At 65.1% G+C, this 20,060-nt stretch carries 13 protein-coding genes; 6 read left to right on the top strand and 7 right to left on the bottom strand.

The genetic code is table 11. The features are described 5' to 3' along the window. Nucleotides 1–58: 58 nt before the first annotated feature. The 3 genes from HF690_RS01800 to HF690_RS01790 all read right to left on the bottom strand — a co-directional run bounded on the left by HF690_RS01800 (nt 59) and on the right by HF690_RS01790 (nt 6,331). Nucleotides 59–3,232: an efflux RND transporter permease subunit gene (locus HF690_RS01800; RefSeq protein WP_113065893.1), complete on the bottom strand. Its 3,174-nt coding sequence runs from the start codon at nt 3,230–3,232 to the stop codon at nt 59–61. Between the two features lie 9 nt (nt 3,233–3,241). Next, nucleotides 3,242–4,423 carry an efflux RND transporter periplasmic adaptor subunit gene (locus HF690_RS01795; RefSeq protein ID WP_168608247.1) on the bottom strand — a complete coding sequence of 394 codons (1,182 nt, stop codon included), beginning with the start codon at nt 4,421–4,423 and terminating at the stop codon, nt 3,242–3,244. Nucleotides 4,424–4,633: 210 nt separating this feature from the next. Then, nucleotides 4,634–6,331 (bottom strand): GGDEF domain-containing protein, encoded by a 1,698-nt coding sequence (locus HF690_RS01790; RefSeq protein ID WP_168608246.1) that lies wholly within the window; start codon nt 6,329–6,331, stop codon nt 4,634–4,636. A 374-nt stretch (nt 6,332–6,705) separates the two neighbouring features. Between HF690_RS01790 and HF690_RS01785 the strand changes: the two genes are divergently transcribed. The 3 genes from HF690_RS01785 to HF690_RS01775 all read left to right on the top strand — a co-directional run bounded on the left by HF690_RS01785 (nt 6,706) and on the right by HF690_RS01775 (nt 13,595). Further along, nucleotides 6,706–11,667, top strand: a complete 4,962-nt coding sequence (locus HF690_RS01785; RefSeq protein WP_484549349.1) for an NAD-glutamate dehydrogenase — start codon at nt 6,706–6,708, stop codon at nt 11,665–11,667. A gap of 39 nt (nt 11,668–11,706) precedes the next feature. Then, entirely contained in the window at nt 11,707–12,465 is a 759-nt protein-coding gene (locus HF690_RS01780) for an NAD kinase (RefSeq protein ID WP_113065896.1), read from the top strand. Nucleotides 12,466–12,653: 188 nt separating this feature from the next. Then, nucleotides 12,654–13,595 (top strand): 5'-nucleotidase, encoded by a 942-nt coding sequence (locus tag HF690_RS01775; protein WP_113065897.1) that lies wholly within the window; start codon nt 12,654–12,656, stop codon nt 13,593–13,595. A 44-nt stretch (nt 13,596–13,639) separates the two neighbouring features. On the opposite strand, the gene HF690_RS01770 is transcribed toward HF690_RS01775, so the two are convergent. Both HF690_RS01770 and yidD read right to left on the bottom strand, forming a co-directional pair. Continuing rightward, nucleotides 13,640–14,485 (bottom strand): M23 family metallopeptidase, encoded by an 846-nt coding sequence (locus HF690_RS01770; protein ID WP_168608245.1) that lies wholly within the window; start codon nt 14,483–14,485, stop codon nt 13,640–13,642. Continuing rightward, complete coding sequence (yidD, locus tag HF690_RS01765) at nt 14,478–14,744, bottom strand: membrane protein insertion efficiency factor YidD (RefSeq protein WP_240601840.1); 267 nt, start codon at nt 14,742–14,744, stop codon at nt 14,478–14,480. Before yidD ends, HF690_RS01770 begins: the two co-directional genes overlap by 8 nt. A 111-nt stretch (nt 14,745–14,855) precedes the next feature. Between yidD and dksA the strand changes: the two genes are divergently transcribed. Then, nucleotides 14,856–16,007: an RNA polymerase-binding protein DksA gene (dksA, locus tag HF690_RS15250; protein WP_168608244.1), complete on the top strand. Its 1,152-nt coding sequence runs from the start codon at nt 14,856–14,858 to the stop codon at nt 16,005–16,007. Nucleotides 16,008–16,114: 107 nt separating this feature from the next. On the opposite strand, the gene HF690_RS01755 is transcribed toward dksA, so the two are convergent. Further along, nucleotides 16,115–16,552 (bottom strand): SufE family protein, encoded by a 438-nt coding sequence (locus tag HF690_RS01755; protein ID WP_113065900.1) that lies wholly within the window; start codon nt 16,550–16,552, stop codon nt 16,115–16,117. 45 nt (nt 16,553–16,597) lie between these two features. Then, nucleotides 16,598–17,977 carry a cysteine--tRNA ligase gene (cysS, locus tag HF690_RS01750; protein ID WP_113065901.1) on the bottom strand — a complete coding sequence of 460 codons (1,380 nt, stop codon included), beginning with the start codon at nt 17,975–17,977 and terminating at the stop codon, nt 16,598–16,600. 168 nt (nt 17,978–18,145) lie between these two features. Between cysS and HF690_RS01745 the strand changes: the two genes are divergently transcribed. Further along, nucleotides 18,146–18,685 carry a glycine zipper 2TM domain-containing protein gene (locus tag HF690_RS01745; protein WP_113065902.1) on the top strand — a complete coding sequence of 180 codons (540 nt, stop codon included), beginning with the start codon at nt 18,146–18,148 and terminating at the stop codon, nt 18,683–18,685. Nucleotides 18,686–19,044: 359 nt separating this feature from the next. Then, nucleotides 19,045–20,058 carry an N-acetylornithine carbamoyltransferase gene (locus HF690_RS01740; protein WP_168608243.1) on the top strand — a complete coding sequence of 338 codons (1,014 nt, stop codon included), beginning with the start codon at nt 19,045–19,047 and terminating at the stop codon, nt 20,056–20,058. The last annotated feature ends 2 nt before the right edge of the window (nt 20,059–20,060 follow it).

Genomic DNA, 20,060 nt, shown 5'->3' with positions numbered 1-20,060 from the left:
CGTGCATGAAAAAGGCCGCGGAAATCCGCGGCCTTTTTCGTTTCCGTCTCCCCCGATTTCAGCGGCGGGGGTCGGAATCGAAGGCATGTGGTCCATCCGCAGGCGGTTCGCTTTCCTTCTTCGGGTCGAGCTTGTCGCCCAGCAAGCGGCGGATGGCGACATAGAATACCGGGATCAGCAGCAGACCGAAGAACGTGGCGAAGAGCATGCCGCCGATCACACCCGTGCCGATGGCATGGCGCGCGTTGGCGCCGGCGCCGGTGGACAGGGCCAGCGGCAGCACGCCGAGGATGAAGGCCAGTGAGGTCATCAGGATCGGCCGCAGTCGCAGGCGCGCGGCTTCGACCACGCCTTCGCGCAGCGACTTGCCGGCCTGCTGCTGCTCGACCGCGAATTCGACGATCAGGATCGCGTTCTTCGCCGCCAGACCGATGATGGTGATCAGGCCGATCTTGAAGTACACGTCGTTGGGCAGGCCTCGCGCAAGCGCCGCGACGACCGCGCCAAGTACGCCCAGCGGCACCACCAGCAGCACGGAAACCGGAATCGACCAGCTCTCGTACAGCGCGGCCAGGGCCAGGAAAACCACGATGATCGACAGACCGAACAACAGCGGTGCCTGATTGCCCGAGACGATCTCCTGGTAGGACTGACCGGACCAGTCGATGCCGAAGCCCGGCGGCAGATCGTTGTCGACGATCTTCTGCATCGCCGTCATGGCCTGGCCCGAGCTGTAGCCCGGCGCGGCATTGCCGACGATCTCGACGGCGGAGTAGCCGTTGTAGCGACTGCGCGCGGGCGGTCCGGTGAACCACTTCGCGCTGACCACGCCGGACAGCGGAATCATGCCGTCACCGCCGCTCGTGCCACTGGCTTTCGAACTGGGCGTGTAGAAGTGCGACAGCGCGTTCTCGTTCATGCGGTAGGGCGCATCGGCCTGCATGATGACGCGTTTGACGCGGCCCTCGTAGAAGAAGTCATTGACGTACACCGGTGCCAGCATCAGCTGGATGGCGTTGTACACGTCGCTGACCGACAGTCCCATCGACTGCGCCTTGGTGCGATCCACGTTGAGTTGCACCTGCGGCGAATCGGGCAGGGAATTGGGACGAACATTGCTCAGCATCGGGTTCTGTGCGGCCTTGCCCAGCAGCACATTACGCGCACGCGTCAGTGCGGCATAGCCTTGGCCGGAGCGATCCTGCAGATACAGGTCGAAACCGCCGGTTTGGCCCAGACCCTGCACAGTGGGCACGTTGACGACAAAGACGTTGGCGTCGTGGATGTTCATTGCCATCGCGACGTTCGTGCGCTGGATGAACTGCTCGGCCGTCACATCGCGCTTGGACCAGTCCTTGAGTTTCATGAACACCATGCCGGCGTTCTCGCCCGCGCCCATGAAGCTGAAGCCGGAGATCTGGAAGATGCCTTCCACGGCCGGGTCCTTCTGCAGGACCTTGCGCATCTGCGTCATGACCTTGTTGGTACGTTGCAGGGTCGCACCCGGCGGCAACTGCACGATGGCCATGGCATAGCCCTGATCTTCCTGTGGCAGGAAGCTGCCGGGCAGGCGCGTGAACAGGAAGCCGCACAGGATCGTGATGAGCACGAACACCACCATCCAGCGCGGTGCATGGCCGATGGCCTTGCCGACATGATGGGTGTAGACATTCGTGGTGCGCTCGAAGAAGGTGTTGAACTTGCGGAACAGGAAGTTCTTCGGCTTGTGGTGTTCGGGCTTGAGCATCGACGCGCACAGCGCCGGCGTGAACGACAATGCCAGGAACGCCGAGAAACCCATCGACAGCGCGATGGTCAGCGCGAATTGCCGATAGATGGCGCCGACGCTGCCGCTCTGCAGTGCGCTGGGGATGAACACGGCCGCCAGCACCACCGAGATCGCCACCACCGCGCCGGTGATCTGGATCATCGCCTTTCGGGTGGCCTCCTTGGGCGGCAGATTCTCCTCGGTCATGATGCGTTCGACGTTCTCGATCACCACGATCGCGTCGTCGACCACGATGCCGATGGCCAGCACCATGCCGAACAGGGTCAGCTGGTTGATGGTGAAGCCGAGGATCAGCATGCCCAGGAAGGTGCCCAGCAACGCAACCGGAATCACCAGGGTCGGGATCAGCGTGGCCCGGAAGTTCTGCAGGAACAGCAGCATCACCAGGAACACCAGCACAATGGCCTCGATCAGGGTGTTCACGACCTCATCGATGGAGATCTTCACGAAGCTGGTGGAATCGTAGGGCACGAACCAGTCGACATTCTGCGGGAAGCTGGCCTGCAGTTCGGTCATCTTGCTGCGCACTTCCTGCGCCACGGTCAGGGCGTTGGCGCCGGGCAGCAGCTGAATGGCGAAGGCGCCGGTGGCCTTGCCGTTGTAGACGCTGTCGAAGCCATAGCTCTCGGGGCCGAACTGAATGCGCGCGACGTCCTTCAGCCGCACTGTGGTGCCGTCGTTGTTGGCGCGAAGCACGATGTTGCGGAACTGGTTGGGTGAGGTGAACCGGCTCTCCGCGGATACGGTAGCGGTATAGCCCTGGCCGGGTTCAGCGGGCGAGGAGCCGATCGAGCCTGCGGCAAACTGCACGTTCTGCGCGCGCACCGCATCCAGCACCTCGGTTGCCGACAGGCCATAGCCGTGCAGCTTGTCCGGATTCAGCCAGATGCGCATGGCGTACTGGGAACCGAACTGGCGCGTGCTGCCCACGCCGGGCAGGCGCGAGATCGGGTCGAGCACACGCGAGGCAATGACGTCATTGAGCGCGTTGCGGTCGAGTTTGTTGTCGTTCGAACGCAGCGCCACGACCATCAGGAAGCCGCTGTTGGCCTTGGCCACCACCACACCCTGCTGCACCACTTCGGAAGGCAGACGCGGCGTGGCCAGCGAGACCTTGTTCTGCACCTGCACCTGGGCGATGTCCGGGTCGGTGCCGTCGGCGAAGGTCAGGTTGATATTGATGCGGCCGGTGGAGCTGGACGAGGAGCTGAAGTACAGCAGGTTGTCGATGCCGGTCAGCTGTTGCTCGATGACCTGGGTGACGCTCTTCTCGACCGTCTCGGCGCTGGCGCCCGGATAGCTGGCACTGATCGTCACCTGCGGCGGGGCGATGTTCGGGTAGGACTCCACGCCGAGATTGGCGATGGAGATGACGCCGCCGATCGAGATCAGGATCGCGACCACCCATGCGAAGATCGGTCGCTCGATGAAAAATTTCGGCATGACGGGTCCTCAGTGCTTGCCTGCGGCCGCGGCGGGCTTGCCGGTCGAGGCCGGTGCGGACGGCTTGGCGATGCGCGCCGGTTGTCCCGGTTGTGCGCGGGCAAGGCCGGAGACGATCAGGCGCTCGCCCTTGTCCAGTCCCGTGGTCACGATCCAGTTGTTCTGATAGGTACCGGCTGTCTGCACACGGCGCAGCTGGATCTTGTCGTCCTTGCCCAGCACCAGCACGTACGGCCCCGTGGTGTCGCGCTGCAGAGCCGACTCCGGCACCAGGTAGACGTGCTTGAGCGTGCCGAACGTGACCTTCAGGCGCGTGTACATACCCGGTAGCAGGGATTTGTCCGGGTTCGGGATCACGCCGCGCAGATCGACAGCGCCGGTATCGGGATCGACGGTGGTGCCGGAGAAGTCCAGCGTGCCGGGCTGCCCGTAGGTGCTGCCGTCGGGCAGTGTCAGCCGCAGCTTGGCCTGGTTGGCGCCGAGCAGCGTGGCGCTGCCCCGTGCCTGAGCCTGGTGCAGACGATCCAGATCGTCCACGCTCATGGTGAAGTTCACGTACAGCGGGTCGATCTGATCGACCGTCGTCAGCAGCGTGGCGCTGCTCTGGCCGACCAGTGCGCCTTCAGTGACCTGCTGCTTGCCGGCACGGCCGTCGATGGGAGAACGCACTGTGGCGTAGCCGAGATTGATCTTCGCGCTCTCGACATTGGCGCGTGCCTGTTTCACTGCGGCCGCCGCGGTTCGCTCGGCGGCTTCGGCGTTGTCGAGGTCGGATTGCGAGACGAAACCCTTGGGGGCCAGGTCGCGCGCGCGCTTCGCTGCGATGCGCTTGTTGGTGTAGTCGGCCTGCGCCGAGGCGAGGGCGGCGCGAGCCGAATCCAGCGTGGCCTGCAGCGGCGCGGGGTCGATCTGGAACAGGATCTGCCCCTTCCGGACGGTGGTGCCCTCGTCGTATTCGCGCTTCAGCAGGACGCCGCTTACACGTGCGCGGACATCTGCGCTGCGATAGGCGGACAGGCGTCCAACCAAGTCGCGCACCAGCGGCACGGCCTGCGGCGCCATGACCTCGACACCGACCTGTGCCGGCGGCCTCTGCGAGGAAGATGGGTTCTTGCCGCCGCAGGCCGAGAGCATGGCGGCGGCGAGCAGAGGGACGAAAACGGTAAGGACGCGCGGGCACGTGATGTTCATCGGAAATCCTTGAGACCGAGGCACGCAATGGTTGGAGACAGGAACCGAATCGGGACCCCATTCCACCGTGCTGGGTCGAGCACGAACGCCCGTCTCGGAACTGGTCCGTTGCTGGCAAGCAGGCAGACGACGACGCAGGGTGTGCTGGTGCGTACGGGGCAGGGTCACGCTCGGGTGTACTGGGCAGTCTAAGAATGCGCCGAACAGGCGTCAATCCGTGTCTTTTGGCATAGATCCGGGGTCCGGCACGGTGGCGATTTCGATGCGATTGCGCCCCGCGCGCTTGGCTTGATAGAGCGCCTGGTCCGCGGCATGCAGCAGGGCTTCCGGTTCTCCACCGGTCGGCGGTTGCATGGCCAGGCCGATGGAAACGGTGAGATTGCCCAGCAATTTGCCCTGATGCTTCACTTTCATGGCGGCGACGGCCAGGCGGATCTCCTCGGCGCGCTTCAGTGCGCTTTCGCGGTCGGTTTCCGGCAGAATCAGCACGAATTCCTCGCCGCCGTAACGGCAGGCGATGTCCTCGGCGCGGATAGCGTCGCGCAGCAACGCCGAGAACTGCAGCAGCAACTCATCCCCGGCATCGTGGCCGTGAGTGTCGTTGAAGCGCTTGAAATGGTCCATGTCCAGCATCATCAGCGCCAGGCTGCGCTCGTGTCGACGGCTGCGCAGCAACTCGCGGCTGAGCGAGACTTCCAGGTAGCGGCGGTTGAACAGGCCGGTGAGCGGGTCGCGAATTGACTGGATGCGTAATGTTTCCTGCAGTTTCAGGTTGCCCAGCATGAGGCCGAGCTGCTCGCCCAGCGTGACGGCCAGGTCGTACTCCTCCGGGCGCATGCTGCCGAGGCGCTGGATGTGCAGCACACCCAGCGTTTCGCCCTGGGCGAGCAGAGGTATGCACAGCCAGGTGGCATCGGTGTGGTTGGTCTGCCCGGTTTCCAGGTGCGCGCATCGGGCTTTCACGCGCGCATCGGGCGCCGGGTGCGGCTGACCGCGGCGCAAGGCCAGGCAGTCGTCCGGTGCGAACACGGTTTCGCTGTCCAGCCACAATACGCCCCATTCGGCCGCTTTTTCGGCGAGATTGCGCGAGGCGTTGATCAGCACCACCATGCCGGACGTGTCCGGAAGCATGTCTTCCAGGCTGGGCGGAAGAATGCGCAGGGCCTCGTCGATGCTGCGGCAGCTCTGCAGCGACTCGTTCAGCATGTGCAGACGCTGCATGCGGTCGGCCATGCCGCGCGACTCTTCCAGTGATTGGGCCAGTTGCGTGTAGGCGGTCGCCAGTTCGTCGTCTGCGCGCAGACGGATGCGCTGCTCGCGGATGACCAGGATCACAGCGCTGATGACCAGGGTCAGTCCGAACAGCAGGCAGGCCAGGGTGAACCAGGTCGCCAGCATGGCGGACTGATTGCGGCGCGCTTCGCGTTCGCGTAGCAATTGCTGCTCGACGGCATGCATGACCCGGGTCTGCGAGGCGATGGGCCGCTCGACCTGTTCCGAGATCTGGTCATGCAGCAATTGCAGTGCACCGTCGCGGTCTCCGCGGTGTACCTGCGTCAGCATGTTCCGCATGCGCTTCACACGGGATTGCAGCGTATCGCGCAGTTCCTTGGCTCGAGCCTGCTGCGGCGGGTTGTCTGCCGTCATGCGGACCAGTCCGGCACTCAGCTTGTCGATGCGCGGCAATTGGGCGAAAAAGACGTCGAGCTGGCCGGCGTCCTTGGTCAGCAGATAGCCACGCAGGGCGGATTCGGCGCTGCGCAGTGCAAGGCTGGTCTTCAGCAGTTGTTGTTCGACCAGGTAGGAGTGCCGCGTCCAGTCGTTGTATTCGCGATAACTGTGGGCATTGATGGCGACCGTGGCGGCGAGGCCGAGCACCAGGGCGATCGCGGCGCTGGCGATGATCATCAGGCGCCTGCGGAACCTGCGCGAGCGGCGGTAGGCGATGAGTCGTGAAGGCAATGCTGGATCAGCCGGGGGCTGCGGAGCTATCCTTGCCATCTCGATCCGCCTCCCGAGCGTTCTGTGAGGGCTGGCGGGACCATCATGCACAGCCTGGGTAAGCGATACGGATCATGCCCCGAAGCCAGCGTTTCACGCAGCCGTCGGAAGCGTCGATGTCCCCATCGCAGCCTCCCATCGCGGACCTTCGAGTCGGCGTTGCACGTTTCGATGGTCATGCACTCCCACGTTCCGAATCGTTCGCGCGTCTCCCGTGCGCTGGATCGTGTTGCTCCTTTCCGGTCCAAATCACTCACTAGCTTCGTAAAGCAGAATTGACCATGAATCAAGCCAAGCACATGGAAGCGGATCGCTTCCTCGGTCAAGTTCGTGAACACGTCGAGCGCCTGTCCGCCCAGTCGAAAGAAGTCGATCTGGCGCAGTTGCAGGTGCTGAGCGACGGGTTCTTCTCACGGATGGCGCAGATCGATCGCGATCAGCATGCGCCGGAGGAATGGGCCGCGCTGCTGCTCGAACTGCACGGGTTCATGGCGACTCGTCCGTTCCACGGGCGTGCACATATGCGCATTTTCAACCCGATACGCGAGCAGGCCGGTTGGGGCGGGCTTCGCACCACCGTGCAGGTGGTCACCGACGACATGCCATTCCTGGTCGACACGCTGACCATGGCCGTGGCCCGCGCCGAGCTCGACGTGCACATGGTCGCGCACCCGGTCTTCGCGGTGCTGCGCGAGACGGACGGCACATTGCAGGAGCTGAGTCAGGAAGGCATCGACCAGCCGCACGAGTCCATCATGCACCTGGAGATCGATCGGCTGGCCGACGACGACGCCTGCGAGCGCCTGCGCGACGAACTGGAAGCCTCGCTGTCGGACGTGCGCCTGGCGGTCGAGGACTGGCAGCGCATGCGCGGCATGATGCTCGACATCTCCGAAGATCTGCCGCGCCGCGAACTGCCGCTGGACGAGGCGGCGGTGTCCGAAGCGCAGTCCTTCCTGCGGTGGGCCGCCGACGACAACTTCACCTTCCTCGGCTACCGCGAGTACGAGGTCGCCGATGTCGATGGCGACGAGGTGCTGCGCACCGTCAAGGATTCGGGGCAGGGCATCCTGCGCGACGACAGCCGCGCCACCGCGCCGCGTTCGCTGAAGACGCTGGCGGCATCGCGCCTGCCGCAGTCCGGCGCCATGGACGCGATCATCCTGACCAAGACCAACGCCCGTTCGCGCGTGCACCGTCCCGGTTACATGGATTACATCGGCGTGCTCAAGTTCGACGCCGAGGGCCGTCCGGTCGCCGAGCAGCGATTCCTGGGCCTGTTCACTTCGACGGCCTACACCAAGCGTCCGCAGGACATGCCGCTGGTGCGCCTGAAGTATGAATCGGTGATGCGCCGTTCCGGCCTGCGTCGCAATGCGTATTCCGGCAAGGCGTTGCGCCATATCCTGGAGACGCTGCCGCGCGACGAGCTGCTGCAGGGCTCGCCCGAGGAACTGTTCGACATGGCCATGGGGGTGCTCGAGCTCAAGGAGCGCGCCCGTCCGCGTCTGTTCGTGCGTCGCGATCAGTACGGACGCTTCTTCTCCTGTCTGGCGTTCATTCCTCGTCAGCGCTTCAACACCACCGTCCGTCATCGTCTGGAGCGCATGCTGTGCGACGCGCTGCACGGGGATTCGCTCGATTCCAGCGTGCTGATGGGCGAGTCCGCACTGGCGCGCCTGCACGTGGTGGTGCGTCCGGTGCCGGGCGACACGCCCGCCGTCGACACCGATGCGCTCGAGGAGGAGCTGGTCGGCATCGTGCGCAACTGGCAGGACGATCTTCGTGACAGCCTGGTGCACGAGTTGGGCGAAATCGAAGGTCTCGGGCTGGCCAATCGCTACGGCGCCGCGCTTCCGGCCGGCTACATCGAGGAAGTTTCCGCCGATGTCGCCGCCGCCGACGTGCAGGCGCTGGCGCAGCTCGATGACGATCAGGCCGTGCGCATGTCGTTCTACCGGCCGCAGCAGCAGCCGGATCAGCTGCGCTTCAAGGTCTACCGCCGCGGCGTGGACATCCCGCTGTCGGACATGTTGCCGCAGCTGGAGAACCTGGGTCTGCGCGTGCTGACCGAGCACGTCTACGACATGCAGGTGGACGATGCGCGGCTGTTCATCCAGGATTTCGAGGTGCGTCCCGACGGCGATCTGCTGTTCCCGGTCGATCAGGTCGGTGGTCACTTCGAGGGCGCCTTCGAGAACGTCTGGCGCGGTAACGCGGAGAGCGACGGCTTCAACCGGCTGGTGCTGGGCGCGCTGCTGCACTGGCGCCAAGTCGCCATGCTGCGCGGCTACTGCAAGTACCTGCAGCAGGTCGGCATCGCCTTCTCGCAGAGCTACATGGAAGAGACGCTGAACCGCTATCCCGGCATCGCCAATCTGCTGGTGGAGCTGTTCAATGCCAAGTTCGATCCGCGTCGCGAGCAGCGTGACGAGGACACCCTGGCGGCGCACGAAAAGCAGCTCCGCGGCGAGATGGACGTTTTGGTGCCGCAGTCGCTATCGGTCGATCGCGCCGGCTTCATCAACCGCGTGGTCGGTGCGCTGCGGCAGGATCGCGCCACACAGATCGACATCTACTGGCAGGCCATCAAGGTGCTGCTGGACGGCGTCGCGAGCCTCGATGACGAGCGCATCATCAAGAGCTACATGGACGTCATCCGCGCGACCCTGCGCACCAGCTACTTCCAGCGTCCGGACGGCGCTGCGCGGCACTACATCAGCTTCAAGTTCGATTCCTCGCTGGTGCCCGATGCGCCCAAGCCGGTGCCGTACCGCGAGATCTTCGTCTACGGGCCGCGCGTGGAAGGCATCCATCTGCGCTTCGGCGCGGTCGCGCGCGGCGGCCTGCGCTGGTCGGATCGCCGCGAGGACTTCCGCACCGAGGTGCTGGGTCTGGTCAAGGCGCAGATGGTCAAGAACACTGTCATCGTGCCGGTCGGTTCGAAGGGCGGTTTCTTCGTCAAGCAGCCGCCGGAGAGCGGCGAACGCGAGGACATCCAGGCCGAAGGCGTGGCGTGCTACCGCATGTTCATCGAGGGGCTGCTCGACATCACCGACAACCTCGTCGACGGCAAGGTCGTGCCGCCGCAGGATGTGGTGCGGCACGACGACGACGACCCGTACCTCGTCGTTGCCGCCGACAAGGGCACGGCGACGTTCTCCGACATTGCCAACGGCATCGCCATCGATCACGGCTACTGGCTGGGCGATGCGTTCGCCTCCGGCGGTTCCAACGGCTACGACCACAAGGGCATGGGCATCACCGCCAAGGGCGCCTGGGAGTCGGTCAAGCGCCACTTCCGCGCACTCGGTCGCGATAGCCAGGGCGAGGACTTCACCTGTGTCGGCGTCGGCGACATGTCCGGCGACGTGTTCGGCAACGGCATGCTGCTGTCGCGCCATATCCGTCTGCTGGCCGCGTTCGACCATCGCCATATCTTCCTCGATCCGAATCCGGACGCGGCGACCTCGTACGCCGAGCGTGAGCGCATGTTCGCGCTGCCGCGTTCGAGCTGGGAGGACTACGACAAGAGCCTGATCTCCGAGGGGGGGGGCGTCTGGCCGCGTTCGGCGAAGTCGATTCCGGTGTCCGAACCGGTGCGCAAGGCGCTGGGTCTGCGCAATGACGTCGAACAGCTTTCGCCCAACGAGCTGATGAACGCGATCCTCAAGGCGCCGGCCGACCTGCTGTGGAACGGCGGCATCGGCACCTACGTCAAGGCGTCCAGCGAGACGCACGCCGACGCCGGCGACCGCGCCAACAACGCACTGCGCATCGACGGCAACGAGCTGCGCTGCAAGGTGGTGGGCGAGGGCGGCAATCTGGGCCTGACCCAGAAGGGTCGCATCGAGGCCGCGCTGAACGGCGTGCTGCTGAACACCGACTTCATCGACAACTCGGCCGGCGTGGACACGTCCGACCATGAGGTCAACATCAAGATCCTGCTGGGCGATGCCGTGCATCGCGGCGAGCTGGACACGGACGGCCGCAACGAGCAGCTGGCGGCGATGACCGACGAGGTCGAGCGCCTGGTGCTGTGGGACAACTACCGCCAGAACTATGCCATCACCATGATGGAGCACATGGCGGCCAAGCGCATCGGCTCGATGGCGCACTTCATCCGCACGCTGGAAGCGGAAGGCCTGCTCGACCGCCAGGTCGAGTCGCTGCCCAGCGATGCCGAACTGACCGAGCGCAAGACCCGTGGCCTGGGCCTGACCCGGCCGGAGCTGTCAGTGTTGCTGTCCTACGACAAGCTCAAGCTGTTCCAGCAGTTGCTGGATTCGGACGTGCCCGAGGATCCGTATCTGTCGCGCGAGCTGGAGCGCTACTTCCCCGAGCCGCTGCGCGAACCGTATGCCGAGCACATGCAGCGCCATCGCCTGAAACGCGAGATCATCGCCACGGCGGTGACCAACTCGACCATCAACCGCATGGGCGCGACCTTCATGATGCGCATGGCCGAGGACACCGGCCAGGGGCCGGCGGCGATCGCCAAGGCCTTCACCGCCGCGCGCGAGATTCTCGACGCTCGTGGGTTGTGGGCCGATATCGAGGTGATGGATGGCAAGGTTGCCGAGGACACCCAGATCGACGCCAAGCTGCACATCTGGGGTCTGCTGCGCCACCTGACCCGCTGGCTGCTGACGCGTCCGGGCGGCACGCTGGATATTGCCGCCAACGTCGAGCGCTACCAGCCGGGCATGAACGCATTGCGTGAGGCCCTGCCGAAGGCATTGACGCCGACGGGTTGCTCCGACTTCGAAGCGGGCAAGGAGAAGTGGGAAGGTCTGGGCATGCCGGCCGATCTGGCGCTGCGTCTGGCGCGCATTCCGCTGCTGCGCTCGGGGCTGGACATGATCGAGGTGTCGATGCAGAGCGGCAAGCCGGTCGAACAGGTCGCCAGTGTGTTCTTCGGTCTGGCCGGCGCACTGGATCTGGACTGGCTGCGCGGGCAGGTCGAGGCGCTTCCGGTGGAAAGCAGCTGGCATGCGCAGGCGCGCGGTTCGTTGCTCGAGGAGTTGAGTCATCAGCATCGCGCGCTTTCCGCCCAGGTGCTCGGCTACGCGGGTGACCGCTACGGGCAGGAGGCGGTCTCGGTATGGCTGGATCGCGACGATCCGACGCTCAAGCACACTCGCGCCATGCTGGCCGACATCCTGACCCAGAACGCCGATTACCCGATCGCTTCGGTCGCGGTGCGTCGCCTGGCGCAACTGGCGCAGATGCAGCTCGACTGAGTAAGCTCGGGCAGGTTGCCGCCGACCGGACCGTTGCCGATGCAGATTGCGATCGTAGCCAGCCAGGCGCCGCCCGCCCGCGAGGCGGCCGAGCGCCTGCAAGCCCAGTACGGTTCCGTGCCGCCGCAGGAAGCCGATGTCATCGTCGCCCTGGGCGGCGACGGGTTCATGCTGCGCACGCTGCATCGGCATCTGGATCTGGGCAAGCCGTTCTATGGCATGAAGCTGGGACGCGTCGGCTTTCTGATGAACCAGTACCGCGACAACGATCTGGAAGCCCGTCTTGCGCGCGCGCACCCAGCGGTGTTGTATCCGCTGGAAATGCGCGCGACCACTGCCGACGGCGATGAGTGCGTCGAACTGGCCTTCAACGAAGTCTCGCTGCTGCGGCAGAGCAACCAGGCCGCGCACTTGCGTATCACGCTCAATGGCGACGAGAAGCTGGACGAGCTGGTTTGTGACGGCATTCTGGTGTCCACGCCGGCCGGCTCCACCGCCTACAACCTTTCCGCTCACGGTCCGATTCTCCCGCTCGATGCCAACGTGCTGGCGATGACGCCGATCAGTCCGTTCCGCCCGCGGCGCTGGCGCGGCGCGATTCTTCCGCACGCCACCCGTGTCGGACTGCGCACGCTCGACCCGGACAAGCGGCCGGTCAGCGCCACGGCCGATTACCACGAGGTACGCAACGTACTCAATGTGGAGGTGCGGCAGTCCGGACAGCATGCGGTGCGTCTGCTGTTCGATCCCGAGCACAACCTCGAGCAGCGCATCCTGGACGAGCAGTTTCTGCTCTGACCCTCGCGGTCATCGGGGCGTCGCACTACACTTTGCATGAAGCAGGTTTGCGGGTGCCATCATGCCGTCTTCCCGAGCGGATGGTTTTGCAGCCGTGTTCGACGCGATGCGATCACACGCACGATGCATGAAATGCCCGGCCGCCGTGATGCTCGACTTCCCCATCCATGCCTGACGCAGGACGCACCTTGAGCCAGCTACCCAACGCCCATTCCGCGACCTCGGCCCGAGACGACCGCCTGATGGTGGCGATCTCCTCGCGCGCGCTGTTCGACATGGGTGACAGTCACGAACTGTTCGAGCGCGAAGGGCTGGATGCCTACCGCGCTTATCAGATCGAGCACGAGAACGACATTCTTGCGCCCGGCGTGGCCTTTCCCCTGGTGCAGAAGCTGTTGGGCCTCAATCGCCTCAGTGGCGACAAGCCTCCGGTGGAAGTGATTCTTCTGTCACGCAATTCCGGCGACACCGGGTTGCGCATCTTCAATTCGATCCAGCATCACGGCCTCAGCATTGCGCGCGCGGCGTTCACCAGTGGCGCGCCGACTTCGGACTACATCCATCCCTTCGGCGCGGACCTGTTCCTGTCCGCCAACGCCGAAGACGTGGCGCGGGCGCTGCGTGCGGGTGTCGCGGCGGCGACCATCCTGCCGTCGATCGCGCCGCCGCGGGTCAGCGAGCAGCTGCGCATCGCCTTCGACGGCGATGCGGTGATCTTCGGTGACGAAGGCGAACGGGTGTCGCGGGAAGAGGGGCTGGAGGCGTTCCATCGCAGCGAGACCGAGCGCGCCGAAGAGCCGCTTTCGGTCGGCCCGTTCCGCGGTTTCCTGGCCGCGCTGCACCGCTTGCAGGCCGCTTTCCCCGCCGAGGATTCGCCGATCCGCACGGCGCTGGTCACGGCGCGCTCGGCACCTGCGCACAAGCGCGTGATCCTGACGCTGCGCCGGTGGGGGGTGCGCATCGACGAAGCGCTGTTCCTCGGCGGACGCGACAAGGGACCGTTCCTGGATGCCTTCGGAGCCGACATTTTCTTCGACGATTCGCCCGTCAATGTCGAGTCCACGCGCCGCCATGTTGCCACGGGCCATGTCCCGCATGGCGTGTCGAATGCCGACGAAGATGTCGACTAAAGCTGTTTTATTTCAGTTATTTACTTGATTTTTTCGATAGCGATTCAAGATCCGCTTGCCGGGTGCTCGCGTGCCACCGTGCGTGGGTCCATGCGCACGCCGAACCAGTTCATGCCCCAGTGCACATGCGGTCCGGTGGCGCGTCCGGTCATGCCGGACAGGCCGACGACCTGTCCCTGACGGACGTGCTGGCCCGGTTTCACTTTCAGCTTTTCCATGTGCAGCATCACCGAGCTGATGCCGAAGCCGTGATCGATGATGACGGTGTTGCCGCTGAGGTAGAGCCGCTTTGCCAGCGTGACCACACCCGCTGCGGGTGCTTTTACCGGCGTGCTGCGCGGCACGGCGATATCCACGCCCGAGTGCGGCGCGCGTGGCTTGCCGTTGTAGATGCGCTGGCTGCCGAACCGGCCGCTGATGCGGCCGTGCACGGGCCAGATGAAACCGTGCTCGAAATCCTCGCGCGCGTCATTGCGCGTGCGGGCTTCCGCCACCAGTTTACGTTCGCGCGCGATACGCTCGGCGATGGCAGGGGGCGGTGACACGGTCTTCGGCGGAACACCGTTGACGCGTTCGGTCGGCCATGTCCGTTCGCGCACTGCAATGTGCCGGGTCTGCGGCGGCTGGCCGGGGCACCGTGTGTCGACCGTGAGCGGTCCCTTCGTGTCGCGGCCGACGCCGAAGGCAAAACGCCCATCCTTGCCGATGCGGAGCTCTTGCCCTGCATACGAGACGTGGCAGGAGGGCAGGACATGACCGATGACGAGTCCGCCCTGCGGCACCTCGCGAGGCAGGCGGATGTTCGCCGCATGCGCGCGTCCCGGGCCGGCGATGACGATGAGCACGAGCAGCGACAGGCTGGTGAGAAGACGTGTATGCCGCTCATTCATGCGGTATGTCCTTTTCCGGAGCGCGGCAACGCGCTAGGGTGAAGGTTTGCGGGACCGGATCCATGCCGCCGCTGCACAACGGCTGACAGCGCAGGATGCGCCAGAGAGCGAGTATGCTTCCGCGCAGGGGGCCGAATCGCGCGACGGCAATGCGGGCATAGTCGGAGCATGTGGGATGGAATCGGCAACGCTGCCCGAGCAAGGGGCTGATGAGCCGCTTGTAGAGGGCGAGAAGAAAAAGGATGATGCGGGTCAAGATCGGTTTCCGGGGGGCATCCGACAGTTGTCCGGAGATCAACCGAAGGGCAGTTGCTGGTGTCGGAGAACTAGGCTATAACACCGGGCCGCCGACCTACAATGGTGAGGGAGCATGGCGAAATCAACGCGTAGTGCCTCCAGCAAGGCACGCAAGACCAAGTCCGCGACCCGCGATGGGGACGCGAAAACTCGCAAGCGCACGATAGCGGCCAGCACCGCCAAGGCCGCCAAGAGCGGAAAGTCGACCGCGAAGAAGACTGCGGCGAAGAAGGTCGTCAAGAAGGCGGCTGCGAAGAAGTCCGCGACGAAGAAGGCTGCAACGGCCAAGAAGAGCACGGCCAGAAAGCCTGCGGCGAAGAAGTCCGCCGTGAAAAAGACGGCCGCCGGGAAGGCTGCAGCCGGCAAGAAGACGGCGGCGGCGAAAAAGGTCACGAAGAAGAGCGCGGCCAAGAAGACGGCCGTGAAAAAGGGCGCGGTGAAGAAGAGCGCTAAGAAGGCAGTCAAGAAGACCGCCGTCAAGAAGGCCGCGAGCAAGAGTTCCACACGCAAGACGGCGACCGGAAAATCGGCCGCCGGCAAGAAGACGGCGGTGAAGAAGGCCGCCAGCAAGACATCCACCCCACGCAAGGCGGCTTCGAAGAAGTCCGCTTCCACCAAGTCCCCGTCCCCGCGCCGCAGCGCCGCGACGGCGAAACCGGCCGGCAAGGCCGCATCGCCGTCGAAGGTCTCGAGCAAGGGCAAGGGCAAGCAGAGTCTGAAAGAACGTCCACGAATGGCTATTGTCGCACCGAACAACGAACCCAGTGTCACCAAGGAAGACGGCCGCTATGCGCTGCCTTCCACCGTCGTCATCGATCTGCCGAAGGGCTACAAGCCCAAGTCGAGCGACAACGAGGAGTACATGAATCCCCGGCAACTCGCGTATTTCCGCGACAAGCTGCGGACCTGGCGCGATCAGCTGGTCGAGGAATCGCGCCAGACCATCGACAACCTGCGTGGCGAAGTGCGTGACGTGGGCGACGAGGCCGAGCGCGCCACGCGCGAGACCGAGAATTCGCTCGAACTGCGCACGCGTGATCGCTACCGCAAGCTGATCTCCAAGATCGAGAAGGCCCTGCGCCGCATCGAGGAAGGCCGTTACGGCTTCTGCGAGGAGACCGACGAGGAGATCGGCGTCGAGCGTCTGGAAGCGCGTCCCATCGCGACGCTGTCGCTGGACGCACAGGAACGTCGCGAGCATCTGCAGAAACAGATGGGCGATTGATCGCGACATTGCTGCGCTTCCTGCATGACGAAAGCCCCGCTTCGCGCGGGGCTTTTCGTTTTCTGCTTATGTGAGCGAACGCGGCGAGCGTTCGACGCGCGGAAGCGTCAGGCCACGTCGGCCAGTGCTTCGGCCGCGTAGCCCTTCAGGGTCTTCAGCATCGCGACCAGTCCGTTCGAGCGGGTGGGCGACAGATGCTTGGCCAGGCCGATGGCCTCGATGTAGCTCGGTTCAGTATCGAGAATCTCCTGCGCACTGCGGCCCGAGTAGACGCGCAGCACCAGGGCAATCAGGCCGGAGACGATGGCCGAGTCGCTGATCGCGCGGAAACGCATGCATGCGGCGTCCCCTTCGGGCACCAGCCAGACCTGCGATTGGCAGCCGTGCACGCGGAACTCCTCGCGCTTGAGCGATTCGGGGAATTCCGGCAGCTTGCGGCCGAGATCGATCAGGTACTGGTAGCGCTCGCTCCAGTCGCTGAAGAAGGCGAACTCGTCGGCGATGTCCTGTTGCGCTTCTGCGGCGCTGAGTGCGGTGTCGTTCATAGGGCCATTATCGCGCAGACGCGCCGCGGGCGAAAACGCGCAAGCTCAGCGCGCCATGCTCCAGCGCGTGCCGTCGGCGCCGTCCTCGATGCTCACGCCCATGGCGGCGAGCTGGTCGCGGATGGCGTCCGCGCGCGCCCAATCCTTGCCGGCACGTGCTTCGTTGCGCGCGGCGATCAGCGCTTCGACCTGTTCGGCGTCGACGGTGTCCGCGCCCTGACGGAACCATTCCTCGGCGGGTTGCAGCAGCAGGCCCAGCGCCGCGCCGGCACCGAGCAGGGCGGACTTGGCGGCCTTGCGCGCCTCATCGCCCTCGGCCTTGCGCGCGCGGTCGGCCAGCGCCGACAGTTCGGCCAGCGCGATCGGCGTGTTCAGGTCGTCGCACAGGGCCTGCTCGATGGCTTCGGGGATCGGCTGCACGACCTCGTCGGTCTGCACGTCGGCGAGGTCGCGCAGCACGCCGTACCAGCCGTCGAGCGTGCGCACGGACTGTTCCAGCGCCTCGTCGGTCCAATCCAGCGGCTGGCGGTAGTGCCCCTTCAGCAGCAGCAGGCGCAGTGCTTCGGGCGGGTGCTGGTCGAGCAGGGTGTGCAATTCCAGCACGTTGCCGAGCGACTTGGACATTTTGCGGCCGCCGAAGGTCAGCATGCCGTTGTGCAGCCACCAGCGCGCGAATACTGCGCCACCGTGCGCGCAAGTGCTCTGCGCGATCTCGTTCTCATGGTGCGGGAAGGTCAGGTCCACGCCGCCGGCGTGGATGTCGATGGTCTCGCCCAGGTGCGCCGCGCTCATCGCCGAGCACTCGATGTGCCAGCCGGGGCGGCCGCGCCCCCAAGGGCTGTCCCAGCCGGGCAGGTCGTCGCTGGAGGGCTTCCACAGCACGAAATCGGCCGGATTGCGCTTGTACGGCGCCACTTCCACGCGTGCACCGGCGATCATCTCCTCGGTGGAGCGTCCCGACAGCGCGCCGTACTCGGCGTAGGACGACACGTCGAACAGCACGTGCCCCTCTGCTGCGTAGGCGTGGCCGTCGGCGATCAGGCGCTCGATCATGGCGATGATCTGCGGCATGTGCGCGGTCGCGTGCGGCTCGATGTCCGGCGCGGTCACGCCCAGGCGCGCCATGTCCTCGCGGTAGGCGGCGGCGTAGCGGTCGGTGATCTCGGCGATGGGCACGCCGGCGTTGCGGGCGGCGGCGTTGATCTTGTCGTCGACGTCGGTGATGTTGCGGGCGAACACCACCTTCGGGTAGTGCCGGCGCAGCAGGCGCACCAGCACATCGAATACTACGGGACCGCGCGCGTTGCCGATGTGCACGTAGTTGTAGACGGTCGGTCCGCACAGATACATCGTCACCTGGTCCGGATGCAGGGGCTGGAAGGGCTCGACGCGCCGGGTCAGGGTGTTGTGCAGGCGGATGGGCATGGCAGCGGTGGTCCGTCACGGAAAAAACGTTCCGACCATCTTAGCAATTCGCCCCTGCGCAGGGCACATGCGCAGAGGTTCTAAGCGTTCATTCAGGCGGGGTTTGGTGCAATGCGACCAAACGACAAGCACGACGGGAGAAACCGTCGCGGCAGTCCGAGGTCCTCCATGAAAAAGCTTTTTGTTCTTCTGCTGATCGCCATGCTCTCCAGCGCCGCCGCGTTCGCCCAGAATGCGCCGCCTCCCCCGCCTGGGCAGGGCAACGGCAATACTCATTACGGTTGGGCCGATGTACTGCGCGTCGATCCGATCTACCGCACCGTCCAGGTGAACCAGCCGCAGCAGCAGTGCTACAACCAGCCAGTCGTGCGCGAGGAGCGTCACAGCAGCGCGGCCGGAGCCCTGCTGGGCGCCGTGGTCGGTGGTGTGCTGGGCAACACCGTGGGCAAGGGTGACGGACGCAAGGCCGCGACCGTGGCCGGCGCCGTCGCTGGCGGCGCCATCGGCAATCGCGTCGGCGGTGGCGGTACACGTACCTACGAAGGCACCGAGACCCGATGCCAGAACATCAACTCGGTCAGCGAGGAGCGTCACGTGGTCGGCTACAACGTCGAGTATCGCTATCGCGGCGACGTCTACGTGTCGCGCCTGGACTACGATCCGGGCGACCGTCTGCGCATCCGTATCAGCGTGTCGCCGGTCGACTGATCCGGCTCACGCACGTAACAACGTTTTCCGCGGCGCGTGTTTCCTCCGGGAAGCGCGCGCCGTTTCGCATCTGCGGTTTCTGCGCCGACGAAGCATCTTGCGCGATGTGGGCCGATCGTGTACTTCTATGCGTTCGATTTCCCGAGAACTGTACGTGAAGCCTTCCTTCGTTCCCGCTCCCGTGATCCTGACCAGCGCCCGCATGGCCGCCGGCATGACCTCGCGTGCGCGCCGACCGGAAGGTTTCTTCCCGGCCGGGTAGGCTGTCGCGTGCTGTTCGACGATCACGACGAAAACCCGGCCCCGCGCCGGGTTTTCCTGTTTCCGGCCCACGAATATTCCCCGCAGATGGACACGCCATGAGCCTTCGCCACTTTCTCAACACCCAGGACTGGTCGCGCGACGACCTCGACGCGCTGCTGATGCAAGCCGCCGCATTCAAGCGTTCGCCGCAGGGCCGCGCACTCGAAGGGCGCTCCATCGCGCTGCTGTTCTTCAACCCGTCGATGCGCACCCGCACCAGTTTCGAGCTGGGCGCGCACCAGTTGGGCGGCAAGGCCATCGTGCTGTCACCGGGCAAGGACGCGTGGCCGATCGAATTCGAACTCGGCTCGGTGATGGACGGCGAGGCCGAGGAACACATCGCCGAGGTGGCGCGCGTGCTCAGTCGCTACGTCGACATGATCGGCGTGCGCGCCTTCCCGAAGTTCCAGGACTGGCAGGTCGACCGCCAGGACCGCGTGCTGAAGTCTTTCGCGAAGTACGCCACGGTGCCGGTGGTGAACATGGAGACCATCACCCATCCGTGCCAGGAGATGGCGCACATCATGGCGCTGCAGGAGCACTTCGGCACCACCGATCTGCGCGGCAAGAAGTACGTGCTGACCTGGACCTACCATCCCAAGCCGCTGAACACCGCCGTTGCCAATTCGGCGCTGACCATCGCCACGCGCTTCGGCATGGACGTGACCCTGCTGTGCCCGACGCCGGAGTACGCGCTGGATGAGCGCTACATGGAGATCGGCGCGAACAATGCCGCCGAGAGCGGCGGCAGCTTCCGCATGAGCCACGACATCGAGGAGGCCTACCGCGACGCGCAGGTCGTCTACGCCAAGAGCTGGGGCGCGATTCCGTATTTTGGTCGCTGGGAGGCCGAGAAGTCGATCCGTGACGCGCACAAGCACTTCATCGTCGACGAGGCGAAGATGGCGATGACCGACGACGCGGTGTTCAGCCACTGCCTGCCGCTGCGCCGCAACGTGAAGGCGACTGACGCGGTGATGGACTCGCCGGCCTGCATCGCCATCGACGAAGCCGAGAACCGCCTGCATGTGCAAAAGGCGATCATGGCCGCGCTGGCCGGGCAGGGCTGAGT

The organism is Oleiagrimonas citrea (assembly GCF_012395255.1).
Lineage (GTDB): Bacteria > Pseudomonadota > Gammaproteobacteria > Xanthomonadales > Rhodanobacteraceae > Oleiagrimonas > Oleiagrimonas citrea.
This window is presented reverse-complemented; position numbering and strand designations above follow the sequence as displayed.